The sequence below is a fragment of the Arthrobacter sp. R4-81 genome (assembly GCF_054792365.1).
Genome location: NZ_CP096445.1, coordinates 3,562,029 through 3,576,326 on the forward strand (window position 1 = coordinate 3,562,029; position 14,298 = coordinate 3,576,326).

Below are 14,298 nucleotides of genomic sequence, written 5' to 3' on the forward strand. Positions count from 1 at the left end.
TATGACAAAAAACACGAAAATCGTTCTTCCCGACACGACGCGAGTCATCGAGGGTTTCCGCGATACCGGATACACCTTCGAAGCATCGATCGCTGACATTGTAGACAACTCGATCGGCCCCGGCGGCGCGCAGAATGTGTCTATCAGGATAGGACTGGACACAGAGAACGACCCCATCGTGGAGGTTGCCGACGACGGAGTCGGCATGGACCTCGACGGCTTGGAGAATGCCATGAGATATGGCGCCGACAGGCAAGAGAACCCGAACAGCCTGAGCAAGTTCGGCCTCGGGCTGAAGACGGCATCCACGCAGTTCTGCCGCCGGCTGGTTGTGGTCTCACGTCCTCTCGACGCCGAGCAGTCCTACGCAGCGGCTTGGGATCTTGACACGGTGGCAGAAACTGGCCGCTGGGTCCTAGAACACGATGTCGCCGACGAGACTGAAGCAGCGGCCCTCGACGATGCCTTGGACGAGCTGTCCTCCTTTGCTGGCAGTGGCCCGGGAGCTGGCACGCTGATCATATGGGACAAGATCGATCGGCTCCTCAGGACGCGAAACGGCAAGGAAGCCAAAAATCGCCCCATCGCCATGAAACGCAGCGAAGCCACCCTGCGTGAGCACCTGCGCATGGTCTTCCAGCGCTTCTTGGATCCCGACGACAGCAGGGCGCGCAATGTCAACATCTACTTGAACGGTGAAAAGCTCCGCCCTTGGGACCCCTTTGCTGAAGGCGCAGGTGGGGACATGGTGAAGCAACAGAAGTTCACTTTCGAGCTCTCCGAGGGAGACCCGCACACCGCGCTGCTGCGCGCCTTCATCCTGCCCCGAAAGGACGAAGTTGAAGATCTCCAGGCATGGCAGGAAGCCGCGGTATCGCTGGGACGCCAAGGAATCTACCTGTACAGAGAAGGCAGGCTCATCGATGGGCCAAGCTGGCTCGGAACTGGAGCGGCGGAAACACACATCAACAACCTCAGGGTCGAGCTGTCCTTTGACGCCCAACTGGACCCTGTGTTCGGGGTGGGGATCAAAAAATCCGGAGTGCACATCGATGAAACGCTCGTCGAGCAACTGACAGACATCCTCGCACCGCTCCGGCGTGAAGCCAACAAGCGCTCCCGGGCTGGAAACGCAAAAGACGCCGCAGGCGGCATAAGCAGCATTCGGCCGACGGAGGTCACCCTGGGCCGGCTTAAGGGCAACCTCACTATCCCGACTATCACTGCGGGTTCCGACGGTGCTGTCGTAATGGTGAACAAGACCGGCAATGTCCCAGTCATCGGAGCCGACGGTCAACCGTCTGGAATCATCAACGTCACCGTGGAAGACGAATTCGCCTCCATGAACGTCGTCCGACGGGAATCGCTCAAGGACGGTGTGCTCTGGGATATGTCCCTCTCAACCAACAACATCCTCCAAGTAGAACTGAACGCCGGACACGACTGGTACCAAAAGGCCTACCTCCCGGTCGCGTCCAACAGCACCATGGCTCAGGCCATCGAATTTCTCTTCTACGCGATGGCCCAAGCTGAGCTCGATGCCACGAACGCGGATTCTCAGGAAATGTTCGAAGAAATCCGGGTCGACATCAGCCGCAACCTGCGCAAGCTGGTTAAGGACCTGCCATCTCCCAAAACACCCGACGACGCCTAACCCGGCCTGCCAGTGAGTCACACCCTCGACATCGCGTTGGCACGGCTGGGCGCATTCATGGCACTGCCACTGGAACCATGCGCCATCTCGCAAGCAGGCATATCCGGTACGGGAGCACGCCTTGCGAGCCTCGAGCCTGGCCGCGGACTGGTCATCGCCCTCTCAAGGACTCTGACCAGTGCCACGGCAACCGTCATGCCCGAAGACTCCGCTGGTGGGCTCGTTCGCCAGCTCGGGCAGTGGACCCAGGATAACCCGGACGCATGGAGAACTGCCGTCAAGGAAGTTAGCGCCCAAGACGTCCAATTGACCCTCAGCGTCAATCACGAAATACTCGACGACCCGCGGGAGCCACCCGGCGGTCTCTGGCGGGCCTTCAGCATTGAATCCTGGGCGCGGATGCCAGCACGGACGCCTGAAGAGATCACCCACAGCCTCATCACCGTCGCGTCCCCCGTCTTGGCCCTAGCACTGATCGGGCTCCTCGGACAGGACGACGGGATGGAGCTGCCTTCGTTCGAGCCATTGCCCGAAGGCGCGGTAACCACTGTCAAAGTGAACCGCTATGAACGCAACCCCATCAATCGTCTCCGTTGCATTAGCCACTATGGAGCCGAATGCTGGGTCTGCGGTCTCGAATTTGGAGAACGCTACGGTCCGGCCGCCGCGGGTTTCATCGAAGTCCACCACCGGATCCCTGTCTCGGCAATGGGCTTTGGGTACCTCGTTGACCCCATCCGCGACCTCGTGCCGCTCTGCAGCAACTGCCACTCGGCCGCGCACCGTCGCAACCCGCCCTATCAGCCGTCGGAAATACGAGAGCTCCTCGGCCTGCCGCCAAAACTTCCATCGCTCCCTGTGGTCGAGAGTCCCCCCGCCACACACAGCTCAGCCAAGGGGGTTTGAGGGAATGAGCTTGCCAGCTGCCAAGGCAGTGTCCACACCCACAGCCTGCCCCTAAGCCAAACGGTCAGCATTGTGATCGGGCCTATGCCGGGCGTGCCGCAAGCCCCTCCGATAGTTCATTCAGAAACCGCTGGAGCTGCTCTTTCAGAACGGCGCCCTCAATACGAGTGCCTTTGGCTCCGGTTGAAAGCAAACGTAAGCACTGGCTACCGGCACTAAACGGCTGGCATTTGCGAGAACATCTCCACACGGAGATGATGAAAAGATTCCTCGACCGGCTCGTACCGATTCCGCGCGCGTAACCCTCCCGGCCGCGGCCAGGATGTGCGGACGCCGGGTACCCTCGCTTGCATCGCTGAATCAGGCAGCGTCTGGCAAGGGCCAGACCTCATTCACCCACTGACGACTGCGATTCCAAAGGATGCGTGGTATCAGTTCAGTCGCTTGTCCAGCTCGCTGAGAAAGTACAGCATCGCATAGTATCTCGAACGATAAACGTCGGTCAGAACCATCTCAGGTTTTGCTTCAAACCGGATGCCTCGATCGTTCTTGAGCTGAATAGCCAGCTCAAATTTTTGTGCCAGAGGCACGGGTATTATGCGCGACCAGTCAGAGGCCGCATCCATGAGCGTGGGATCCAGCAGACAGTAAATTTCTTCGACTGCCTCTGCTGCGAAAAGGATTGGGGAGCCGTCGTTGAGGTCCTCCGCGGCCAGGTCACCGCCGTCGAAGAAACCGAGACGGTTGCCGGATTGGATGAATACACCCTCAATGGCCTGTCCTTCCGGGCCCAGAAGGTTGCAAATCATGGCCAGGTCGTCAAACTCCCGGGTTTGATCGATAACAGCATCGAGGTGATAGAAGCCCAGCCCATCACGACTAGTGTCAAAGTATTTGCGACCCAGCAGTGCCACGGCTTTCGATTCGCCTAGGATCGTACCGAGGGCCTCTGTAAAGTTGCCGTCATTTCCTAGGCCTTGGGTTTCACCAGATACCCAATCATGGCCGCCCCAGTAGACATGGGATTCAAGGAAATCGGCACTAAATTCCGCGCTGTCGGCTATGGCCGATTTGAAGATCGCGGTGGCCTCCGGCGAGGCTTGTTGTTGGACCGTCTCCTGCCATCTATCCTGCGAGTACTCGGGATATGATCCGACAAACATGGCCTCTCCGTAGGGTCCGAAAATCCGGTGACAGAGACCTTGGACAAGCGCAATGGACGCCAGGTCCCCTGATGTTGTTGCGAGCTCCCGTTCATATCGGGAAACAAGCCACGTTGTTTCCGATTTCGAAACTGCGGCCGGGGCGACCCAATCAGGAATCTTCCGTGGCGACATATAAGCCACCTGACCAATTGCAAAAGCCAAGGCAGGTCTGACGCCAACATGCTCCAGCCGCATTCGCAGGCCATTCGCGGCCCCATGCATGATTCCCATAGGGAGAATCATGCATCAACTCCGTCAAACCAACGACTTATTCCCGTTGGCCTAGTCTTTTGTGTCCTGCCGGTTCCAAGGGATTACGCAGAAACCGTTGCCCATCAGCCTTCATCCTTTGCGACAGCACAGAGGTCGTCCGGGTTCCAGACCTGCTTGGCAATGTCGCGGTACAGGTTTCCTCGCTCGATGACATCAGCAGCCTTGAACTGCTCACAATGCTTGAACGGGAGCCCGCTGGTCTTGACGAAGGACATAAATCCGGGGTTTTTCTCGTAGCTCAAGGAGTTGAGGCTGGCAGCCAATAAGTTCTGACCAAAGTAGTGCGGCAGCTTCTTCTTGTAGGGGTCGTCGTTGTAGCTCGCGTTGAACTGCTTTGGAAGGAGTAGCAGGTCGCCGATGCGGTTGCGATGTCTGGTGAAATCCGCTTCGTGACTGAACTCGTCGGTGTGTCGCTCGGGGTGGTCCGCCCAGACATGCTCGACCTCGTAGCGCACCTTCGTCCCGTTGGTCAACTCAATGTAGCAAGAGCTGCGGCCGGACCTGACGCTGATGTAGTCCGTGATCCTCGCGAGGATCTTGTGCAGCTGGCCGCGGTTCTGTTGGTGGACGTACAGGTTGTCGTTGCCGTCAAAGTCTTCGTCGATCTTGAGCAGACTGTCCCGTAGGGCCGTAGCGAGTTCAGGGACCGTGAGTCCCCGGATATCGCGCATGACGTTGAACATCGCGTACTGCATCGTTGAGTAAGCGGTGGCACGAAAGTTCCAGATGCGCCAGGCGAGCAGGATGTCCGTAAAGCGGCCGACGATCTCCAACTTCTGGTCAATGACATGCTTGCTATCCTCGACCACGAGTGGGGCGAGAAGCAGCTGGTCCTGCAGCGTGAAGCCTAGGTCAGCGTTGTATCGAATGAATCGCAGGGGGCTGTCCGGATGGAATGTTCCCTGAGATGCCTGGAGAATGCGCCCGTACTGGTGACTGTAAAAGTCGAGGTCGCGGGTGACGAATTCGTGGAAGTCTTGGCGGGACTTGAGCCCAATACTCTCGTGGGCGCCGCGGAGCCAGCGATGAAATTCCGTTCCGATGCGGTCCCAATCCTCCGGTCTAGCGCCCTTCTTGCGTTCGCGGATCTTGGTCGAGTATTGGCTGCGAAGCCAGGTCTTGAGAAAGTCCGAGCTTGCGTCGTCGGCGTGGTCGTCAAGGGTGCGGAGTCGTTTGCGCCAGATGTCGTTTGCCGTCGTGCGGGGCTTGCCCTCTTCCATGTTGGCCAAGAGATAGCCCTTGAGCATGTCGGCCGGAGTGAGTTTGAGGCCGCGGTCATTCATCGTCTCAAAGATTGCATACGCATCGTCGTCGGAATAGGCGGTGATTTGCACGACCTGGACCCGATCTTTGAGCCAGTCGATGAAGAATGGCAGAGCTTCTTGCCTCAGTTCGTCGGGGAAAAGCCCGTCCAACTCGCTGAAACGTCCGACGAGAGTGTGGACTGATTCCGGCGCCTCAGCATATGGCTCATACTCGCCGGCCTCGAAGAGTCCCTCCATGCAGTCGGTGCGGTCAGGAACATCTAGGTTGAATGACTTCTCGCCGAACTTCTCGGAGAAGATCAACTGGTCAATGTCGACTGCATCGTCCCGGCCGTGCTGCAGGCGCCGCAGGTAGGTGAGCAGTAGGGTAAGGCTGGTCAGTCGCTGTTGGCCATCAACAATAAATGGCTGGCTGCCTTTCTGCGAGACGATAATCGAGCCAAGGTAATACCCTGGGTACCCAGCGACGTCCTTTCGGGCGTGATCAGGCTGGTAGAGCTCGAGAAATTTTCGGGTCAGGTCGGCGACGAGCTCGGCGAGCTGCTTGGTTTCCCATTTGTACTCGCGCTGGTAGTAGTCGATCGAATACTTCTTCTTCTCCAGCACCTCTTCGATCGTTTTGGCCACGCCGTCGACAGTGCGATCAATATCATTCTTTTCTCTGATGCTCACATCATCCCCTTTTCCGCCACTAACTGTTCAGCTTCCCGAAGCCTATCTGCGGACTAGCCACCATTGACTTCCTTGGCTGCAGAAGCCTTCGTCAGCCTCCTATTCACTATTTACCATCCAATCAACCAAGAAGTTGTCAGCCCCCAAGTGAGCGTGAGATCCACGACCTTAACCCCGAGCGTCCAAAACATCCGGATTGAAGACGCTGGTGAGGTCCACCAGATATCTCTGGTCCAGAAGGACACCCACGCCGGCAAACACTCCACCATGATGGCCTTCGACAACGCCACCGTGACCGAGGTGAACGCCGGCGCCCAGGCCTACCGGATCGCCACAGGTGCGCTCGAGGCCAAAACCCAGGCTGCGATGCTTCGGGACGGTCTGACAGCACGCGTCGGGGAGATAATTGTTACCCACGAGAACAACCGTCGCTTGTCCACCAACAGGGGCAAGGACTTCGTGAAGAACAACGATGTCTGGGACGTCCACAGGGCCCACAAGGACGGTTCCCTCACCGTCCGCCACCATGGCCACCAAGGCACCCTGACACTGCCGGCAGAGTACAAGGCCAATCGAGGTAGAGGTATCGAGGATCAGAGAGTAGTCCCACGTTCCCGGATTCCAAGCTAAAGGAGCAAAGTTATACTGGTCCACTCGGCTCATCCTACTGACCCAGCTATGCGGGTGTATCGCCTTACACGCGAAGGACGGGACGCCCGTCTTTCGCGAAAATGAGCTGTTCGACCTGATCGGGTTCAATGTCCAACTCTTGTGCCCATTTGGCCATGCATTCGGTGTACCGGCGGTAGCTGCTGGCGCTGTGCCAGTTGAGCCGAAGCGGGCCAACCTCTTTGCAGTGGTTTCTGAACCATTGCGCCACAATACTGTCCATGATCGGCATCGTGGGCATCTGGTCGGCGGCCTTTGTGGCGAAGCTGATGAACTTAGTTGCGAACGCCGGCCCCCACTGGTCGAAGAACTTCCTGTGGCTCTGCCTTCTGTCTACGACGTGCTGGAATGCGGCATTCCCACCATTCGTCATCGCGATCTGGGCGAGAGTGTGCAACTCGACGGCGAAGTCCTTCCCGTTCTCGGGATCGGTGTTCAAACGGATGACACGCTCTGCGCGGTACGGGCCGAAGTTGGCTTTGGCGTAACCCCAGAGGTAGCTGGCGATGTATGCGTCAAGCGCCGAGTCCCGGTCCTTGATGAGCTTGAATGTCTCCAGCACGCACGAGCGGCCAATGGGGTTCGGAAGCGTTTCCAGAATGGCGCTGTCGTCGAGGTACCTTTGCCAGGTCTTCTGCTTCCACTCGAAGGCGTCCTGAGGTGGGCGGTCGTTGGCGTCCCACTTCTGGAATCTTCTTTGCAGGTCATCGGGCACAGCTGGCATGGTCGGTCTCCCCCGTTTACATGGTTCTCTAACCTTCGCACGGGCCGCCTCGTGCCAGGTTGTTGGGGCATGTTGTTCCGGCCGCAAGGATGACCTGTCGCACCCGACCCTATCTGTGGGGCGACAAATGGGCCAGGCTTACTTTGGCGGCCGGATTATGGCCAGTCTTATTTAGCTAGCAAGAGATATTGTCAATTCTTCTTCATATGTACTTGTAAAATCTCTAATACGAAGCACATTCGGCAGGGGTCTGATTCGCTATCAACCTCTCCCCTAGCCACGCGAAGTGGTCTGAATGCAAGGTGGTATGAAGTGGACCTTAACCGTTCCGAGCTGGAACTGGAGTCGATAGTTCGTAGGATCATCGATGGAGAGCTCGACCTCCAGCCAGACTTCCAGCGCGGGGAGATTTGGGACAATCGCCGCCAGCAGCGGCTTATCGACACCATTTTGCGCAAGTGGTATGTCCCCGCGGTTCACATCGTTCAGAGCCAGGACGGTGTTGAAATCGTGTTGGACGGACAGCAACGTTTAGCGGCCATACGCGATTTCTTCCTGAATAAATTCAGGGTTGATGGGTTCACTCAGCCTGCAACACCGGAAATTGAGGCTCTCCATGGACTTTATTTTTCACAGCTTCCCGAAGCAACTCGGCGTGCGCTTAATCGCTTTGCTCTTCCCGTGGTGACTTTGAAGAATTTTAGCCCTCAAGAGCCAAATGAACTATTTTTCCGATTAAACCAGTCCTACAATCTCACTCCTTCCGAGAAAAGGAACGCGCTTCATGGGCCCGCTAGAGATCAAGTAAAACATCTCGTAACCACCCTCGAATCGGTTGGACTCCTCAGTCGGGAAATTGTTGGATTCTCAAATGGACGACTGGCTTTCGATGACATTATTGCTAGAACCTGTCTGGCGCTTGAGCGGGGTGACCTAACTCAGCACATCAACAATAATGTTGTGGAGTCATTCTATCGCGGCGACAAATTCTCGGAAGAAACTGTGCGGGGTGTCGAAGAGTCGGGCCGCCAATTGCTAAGACTCATCCAAGTTAGTCACGAGCGGATCCGGTTCAACAAAGCAACGCTTTTCTCATGGCTCATTTTTTGCTATTGGAGGCCGCGATTAGGAGGGCAGCCCCTGCCGTCTGATCTTCTTGCAGGTTTTGAAGCCGAGCGTACTGCCCTAAAACGGGGCATTGAAGGCGACCTTCCCGACCCACGGGACCCCATCTTGGGCGCAGTCGCCCTATATGACGACCGAGCCTCTTACAGGGTTACCGACGTGAGCTCCGTATTGGCCAGAGATCTGGTACTACAGATATACGCAGAGGACCGTTATGGCGTCCAGAGCATCTGTGGAAGCGGTATGTTGCTGGGCAAGCTACGAAAGGGATACCGGGACGACGCTCAGCATCTTATTTTCCAGCACTTGGAGTTGAGCGATTGGAGCCAGCTTCTGCATAGGTCGAAGGAAGCTGCAACACGATGAGAGTGCGCGCTGAAAGAGAAGTCTGGCGCAACGCCCGAAGGCAGCACAGCTCTACGACTGTCGCCCCTGTTCCTCTGCCGTCTGGCAAGGATCTAAGACTTTCCGTGCCGTGTACAGTTCTAGCCGGGCTCAACGGAGCAGGAAAGACAAGGGCTCTCCGGATCCTAAGTGATTCGGTGCCGCAACCAACCCTTTTGATCCAACTTCACGAGCTCTGTGAGCATGCGAGGGCCAGTCTTCGGTCCCGGGTCGACGTATTGGACATGGAGGAGGAATCAGGCCCAATCGATTTGGACTATAAGATGGTCCAAACTCTCAGTAGAATAATTGGTCGTGACTACGAGTATGTCCAGTGGTATTCACTGGAGTTTGAACCTAACGAGGAATATCGCGACAGTTTTCAATGGCCTGGTGGTCAAATACTTGTCCCGCACTTCAAAGTAAAGCATAGAGGCATTGAGTACTCATCACTGGACATGGGGCTTGGTGAGTTCTCAGTGCATCTTTTGTTCTGGGTGTTTGAAATATATCGAGATGCGGAAGACCTCCATGTCCTTCTTGACGAGCCCGATGCATTTTTACCTCCGGTGACGGCCGAGCGTCTTGCTTCTCGACTAATCCAAACAGCAAATTCGCGAAGTTGGACGCTTACAATTGCCACTCATTCCGAAGCGATCATTGAGCTCGCTTGCGAAAACGACTCCTTCGTTCTTTTGCGCTCAAGTGAGGACGGCATAGAAGCCTATGCTTCTCAGGACTATGGCGTGGAAATCGCCGCAGAGCTTCTCCCACCTCGTGGTGTCTCGGCTGTGCTCTTCTGCGAAGACGAGTCCGCTGCGGCGCTAACCCGAGCAATCCTGCACACTCATAGGAGCTGGCTGGCAGCTTCCACTGCTGTGATTTGGAAGGACGGCGACGGGTACCTCCGTATGCTGGCCAGACACCTCCCTAGATACAAAGGGATGAGCATATCGTTTGGACTCATCTTCGACGGCGACCAGCGAGGGAAAGTCGAAGATGCCGAAACCGCTACCGGATGGCCTTCCCTCTTCCTACCCAGCGGAATCTCCCCGGATGCATTGTTCCGGTCTCTTTCTCTATACCCCTCTGCGTTGGCCTCATCCCTTGGCGTGGAGTCCCACAAAATAAATATCGCCCTAGATGCCCTCCAAGGGGCTGATGATCATGATTGGGTCAATGGTATCTGTGACCGTTTTGGGGCAAGAACGTTCGTGTTAGACGCCCTGGCGGATCTGTGGGTTATAAAAAATAGCCAAGACACCGCTGACTTCCTAGAAGAACTTCAGACTAGATTGGGGGTCTAGTTGTCAAGGACCGGTGCCAGCCAGAGGGAACGCAGAGACTCATAGAGTCCGCGCGGCCCGCGGCGGCTCTCCAGTGCTTTTCATTTTTCGGGGAGGGGAACATCCGACTCTTGAACCGGCAGACTGCGATTCTCATATAGTTCACGCACGCGGACGTGTTCATCCACGGGGGTCGCTTCAAGAATTGTCTCGATAACGGAACGCATGAATTGTGCGGCACCGATGTCCTCAGGGACTACGTTATTGATGAACCTTACGGTGTCGGCAGGATCTGAGTCATCCCAGTCGATCAGGATAAGAGACGTGGCAGTATAGCCATTACCGTCTCCCCTGTCCCTGAGCTTTCTCATCATGTCAATGGTGCGAGTGAAGGCTCCAGGCTCCTCCCGCACTATACTGCCGCGCTGAAGGAAAGCAAAGCCGACAGCCGATAAGGGGTACCTCGCTCGAAGATTGCCAGCATCTCCATATGCTTCTTCGAAACGGTTAGATAGGTTCTTCCCAAAGGAAGAACTCATGGCTTTCGTCGAAAGAATCAGTTCTGGACCCCTGTCCCAGCGGGCAATGGCGACATCGACCTGCTTTACATAGGCTCGACCCAGAATTCGTGCGTCTGCAGCCCCTAGGCCTTTAGTCACCAGTAGTTCGCGCACCTCCTCGGCCAGCCTGCGCGGCAACTTAGCCAAGAGTGCCATGACATCCTGGGATATAACGCGGGGCCTGGAGGCCCGTGGCCAAACCTCATCCGCTCCGAATCCGGAACGCCGGAGCTCGTGTGCAAACCAAGCGTCTATTGCTTTAGCAAACCTACCGCTTTGCGTCTTGTCTCCGGCAGCGAGTGGCACTGCTAGCAACCGGCAAAGAAGTTGATAATCAGGCACAAACGCTGGTTCGTGGCCGACACCGTGGGACCAGGGGCTCTGCACGGATGTCTCGGCGAGGATGGCGTCGAAGTCCGAAAAGGCGTCGTTATCCTTACGCACGGGCTGCCGACTTGGATCGCGCCTTTCGACGGCCCAGGAGGGATTCTCGGGCCCTCCTCAGATCACTTATCTGCTCGTCCGTCAGTTCAAGTCCTGACCTGAGCACTAAATTGTCCACCAACTCCATTGCCTTGGACATTTCGCCATTTCTCAGGGTGGAATCCACTTTGGTTCGAATGGCCCGAAGCTCTTCGGCAAGCTTGGTGATCAACGCCGGACTGGGCATGGGCAGCAGGTCCGCTTCCCCAGGTTCAACCTTGAGCATTCCGCCTCCATAGGCCCGCCCCACCGTTTCGGCACCGAGAACGGTCAAAGTGTTAATGGATGCTAGCGGTAGGAATTCGCGACCTAGCTCCCTATTATCCAGGGATAGATACACTCCGTGGACTGAATTAAGGTGATGAACTCCTGCATTATTGGTCGTCAAACGTGGAGTGTCAGCGTTCATGTATGTGAGGAAGAGATCTGGTATAGCCACGAGCGGCACCCTCCACCAGGGTTTGCGCACGCGGCATTTGTATGCGGTGTGCACCCCAGCTTTTTCGCCTTCTTCAATAAAAACCTCTCCGGCTGCCGACGGATGGCCAGCAGGCCGGAAGAGATAGGTCGGCTTGCCCTCTTCACTCAGCTGACGTAGCTGACGCGAGCTCAATTCCAGGCCGCGGAGGTGACGGCTTCCCGGCGGCGAGATGCGTACTAGGTCTGACCTGCTAAAGCCGCGTTCCTTGGCCTCTTGCCATGTCGTAGTGAAATATGAATTGTTGCCAGTAACAGCCCCCAACGAGGTCTCGCCCCAATGTTGAAGGAGTGAGAATTGCGGGCCGCTTAGAACGGTCTCATAGATTTGACGGGCGCTCGTCCCAACCATGGAAGCCGTCCACTTTTCCCCTGCCACTGCGGGAACCCAAGTACTGGGTTGGTCCATCGAAGGAAGATCGTTAACCGTCGCCGCTTGAAACAGAGTGAACCGGTCTGTGGGTCCTTGTCTGAAACCCTCAGCCAGAAGCAGGACTACTTCTTCTTGTACCGAAGGAAAGACACGTTCCCCAAAGAGGACAAGCTCGACCTTGAAAAAGCTGTCCAGAAGGAACTTTCGAATTGGCGCTGCATAATTTACGGACAGGAGTTCGGCAGGAAGAACGAGACCTAGACGGCCGCCCTCGCGTAGGAATCGTGACGCATGAACAACGAACGCGGCCCAGCTGGATGCGAGCTCGCTGAGACGGACACCTCCAGCTGCAGCGGCTGCCCGCGACTTACCACGGGATTCACCTGCGTGCTCGTGGTATCGGATGTAGGGAGGATTTCCAATGACAGCGTCATAGTCGGCTGTCGGTGCCAAATCAAAGAAGTCAGCTACTTGAATGTCGGCGTTCAGGCCAGCCTCCGCAAGCAGAATGCGGGCAAACCGCGCGGACGTATCGTGAAGCTCCACGCCTGTCATGTAAGGGGTGGGCAAGCCTCTATCCTTGGCCATCATTCCAGTTGATAGGAGAAATGAGGCTTCACCACACGAAGGCTCGAGCACCCTTCCTGCGGACCCAGTCAAGGCCCAAGTCGAAATGAAGTCGCTGACAGGAATGGGTGTAAAGAAGGCTCCTCGCGACTTCCGGAGCTCACTCGTGTCGTCTTCTCGCAAAACATCTAGCACTCCCCAAGTCTTCCACAGGAGCCCGTCAATATAGGCGTCGACACCGCCAGCGATCGACCCGGCGGGATGTCCTGGGCGTCCCTCGCCTGGAACGGCGAAGTCAACGGGAATGCGTCACACGTAGCGTAGGAACCGCTGCGTTTGATCATTCCCGATGAATGTTCGATTCATCCGGCCCGGATACTCACCTCATGGGGTAGGAGTTCGTCGAGTTAGAGCACACTTCAACCTGACGTTAGGCGGCGCCTCAAACACGTCAAAATAGGGTCCTAAGGCGTTCCAATCTGACAGAAAGCCAGCGGAACTGGCTATGTGAGCGGTGGTTGCAAGCTTGCAGGAACATCCGTTTTTTTGTATCCGGGAACTTCCTTGAGCGACATGCGTGGCGCGACGGCTCTTCGCAGGCCTCAGAGATGAACTAGGACCCCACTTTGTCGAGAGGAGTGATGACCCCTTGACGGTGGGCAATTGAGTTCAAGCTATCATCACCGGCCTCGACCACTCCCCCGAAATCTCGTCATCTGAATTCAGCTCAGCCCATTCCAAGGCTGCGACGATGTGCCCCTCGTCGGGGAGGGCTTGCTGTTCGCCCGGCGGAAGTTTGTCGTAGGTGTAGGCGGCCACTGCCATGGGTAGCGTGCTCACAAGAGCCCCCTCTCTCAGAGCCAGGTACTTCGGCCTGCAAGTGCCCTACGCGGCGTCGCCGAAGATCTTCCTCTGGACGGCGAGGTTGCGTCGCAGGGAGACAACAGCATCATTTGTTGCGTCCTCAGGCTGGTCTGGTTCTGGTGCCTGTGCTTGCCCCCGAAACGCACTCAGATCAGCGCCATTCGCTTCGGCGAGTTTGCTTGTGTAGTCGTCAACGAAATTCACAATCGATCTCCCCTGCTCCGTGCTCAAGTCGAGCGCGCAGCTGCCATGTTCCTCGGAATATTGCCTGAGCACATCAAAGTCTGAGATGAGTTTGTCGAGAATCTCCACGTCAAGGCGCCGTTCACGAATTGCATCCTGATATCTATCAAAGGATTCCCCGAAATTGCTGATGCATTCCGGCATGGCCATTTTCCGCTCGGCCTTTTTTTTCACTGTGTGCACTACGCCTCCGGTAACAAGGGCAGCTGTCACCAAAGCAGCGGAGGCGACGATGATAACGCGTTTGCTTGGCATCCATTTCATGCGTGCTGCGGCATCGGCCACCTTCTCCATGATTTCGCTGGTATCCGGGACTTCATCCAGATGTGCGACTATCTGTCCCAATGCGTTCCGGACGACACTGCCTCTCCGAAAAAGCTCGCCCATATTTATCCCTGCCTCAATAAGTGGCGGTATATAGACATTAACTGGTTGGATTGTCATCGATCATCCTTCGCCCAAGGGGCAGCGCGTCCCCTTCTTGGCCAGATAGTAGGAATAAAACCTGGTCGTCCATGTCACAGTCGTTGCCCGCAACGAGCACCCCGCGGTTAGGCTAACACCCCTC

At 56.5% G+C, this 14,298-nt stretch carries 12 protein-coding genes; 5 read left to right on the forward strand and 7 right to left on the reverse strand.

The features are described 5' to 3' along the window. Position 1: 1 nt before the first annotated feature. Positions 2-1,654 (forward strand): ATP-binding protein, encoded by a 1,653-nt coding sequence (locus M1E05_RS16440; RefSeq protein ID WP_461163584.1) that lies wholly within the window; start codon positions 2-4, stop codon positions 1,652-1,654. A 12-nt stretch (positions 1,655-1,666) separates the two neighbouring features. Further along, positions 1,667-2,560 carry an HNH endonuclease gene (locus M1E05_RS16445; RefSeq protein ID WP_461163585.1) on the forward strand — a complete coding sequence of 298 codons (894 nt, stop codon included), beginning with the start codon at positions 1,667-1,669 and terminating at the stop codon, positions 2,558-2,560. A gap of 431 nt (positions 2,561-2,991) precedes the next feature. Here the strand turns inward: M1E05_RS16445 and M1E05_RS16450 are convergent, their stop codons facing one another. Together M1E05_RS16450 and M1E05_RS16455 are read right to left on the reverse strand one after the other, a co-directional pair. Beyond that, positions 2,992-4,008, reverse strand: coding sequence for a hypothetical protein (locus tag M1E05_RS16450; protein ID WP_461163586.1), 1,017 nt, complete (start codon positions 4,006-4,008; stop codon positions 2,992-2,994). 92 nt (positions 4,009-4,100) lie between these two features. Next, positions 4,101-5,975: a DUF262 domain-containing protein gene (locus M1E05_RS16455; RefSeq protein ID WP_461163587.1), complete on the reverse strand. Its 1,875-nt coding sequence runs from the start codon at positions 5,973-5,975 to the stop codon at positions 4,101-4,103. Positions 5,976-6,122: 147 nt separating this feature from the next. Here M1E05_RS16455 and M1E05_RS16460 point away from each other — a divergent pair, with 147 nt between their 5' ends. After that, a complete protein-coding gene (locus M1E05_RS16460; RefSeq protein WP_461163588.1) occupies positions 6,123-6,605 on the forward strand; it encodes a hypothetical protein in 483 nt (160 codons plus the stop codon). A 64-nt stretch (positions 6,606-6,669) separates the two neighbouring features. Here the strand turns inward: M1E05_RS16460 and M1E05_RS16465 are convergent, their stop codons facing one another. Then, the gene (locus M1E05_RS16465; RefSeq protein WP_461163589.1) at positions 6,670-7,368 is read right to left on the reverse strand and encodes an 8-oxoguanine DNA glycosylase OGG fold protein; all 699 of its coding nucleotides are present in this window, start codon (positions 7,366-7,368) and stop codon (positions 6,670-6,672) included. A 312-nt stretch (positions 7,369-7,680) separates the two neighbouring features. Here M1E05_RS16465 and M1E05_RS16470 point away from each other — a divergent pair, with 312 nt between their 5' ends. Beyond that, positions 7,681-8,859: a DUF262 domain-containing protein gene (locus tag M1E05_RS16470; protein WP_461163590.1), complete on the forward strand. Its 1,179-nt coding sequence runs from the start codon at positions 7,681-7,683 to the stop codon at positions 8,857-8,859. 263 nt (positions 8,860-9,122) lie between these two features. Further along, on the forward strand, positions 9,123-10,184 hold the full coding sequence (locus M1E05_RS16475) for a P-loop NTPase family protein (RefSeq protein ID WP_461163591.1): 1,062 nt from the start codon (positions 9,123-9,125) through the stop codon (positions 10,182-10,184). An 80-nt stretch (positions 10,185-10,264) separates the two neighbouring features. Here M1E05_RS16475 and M1E05_RS16480 read toward each other — a convergent pair whose 3' ends face one another. From M1E05_RS16480 to M1E05_RS16495, 4 genes are all read right to left on the reverse strand, one after another. Next, positions 10,265-10,879, reverse strand: coding sequence for a hypothetical protein (locus M1E05_RS16480; protein ID WP_461163592.1), 615 nt, complete (start codon positions 10,877-10,879; stop codon positions 10,265-10,267). A gap of 280 nt (positions 10,880-11,159) precedes the next feature. Further along, positions 11,160-12,818: an HsdM family class I SAM-dependent methyltransferase gene (locus M1E05_RS16485; RefSeq protein WP_461163593.1), complete on the reverse strand. Its 1,659-nt coding sequence runs from the start codon at positions 12,816-12,818 to the stop codon at positions 11,160-11,162. A 474-nt stretch (positions 12,819-13,292) separates the two neighbouring features. Then, positions 13,293-13,463, reverse strand: coding sequence for a hypothetical protein (locus M1E05_RS16490; RefSeq protein ID WP_461163594.1), 171 nt, complete (start codon positions 13,461-13,463; stop codon positions 13,293-13,295). A gap of 45 nt (positions 13,464-13,508) precedes the next feature. Next, positions 13,509-14,174 carry a hypothetical protein gene (locus tag M1E05_RS16495; RefSeq protein ID WP_461163595.1) on the reverse strand — a complete coding sequence of 222 codons (666 nt, stop codon included), beginning with the start codon at positions 14,172-14,174 and terminating at the stop codon, positions 13,509-13,511. Between the last annotated feature and the right edge of the window lie 124 nt (positions 14,175-14,298).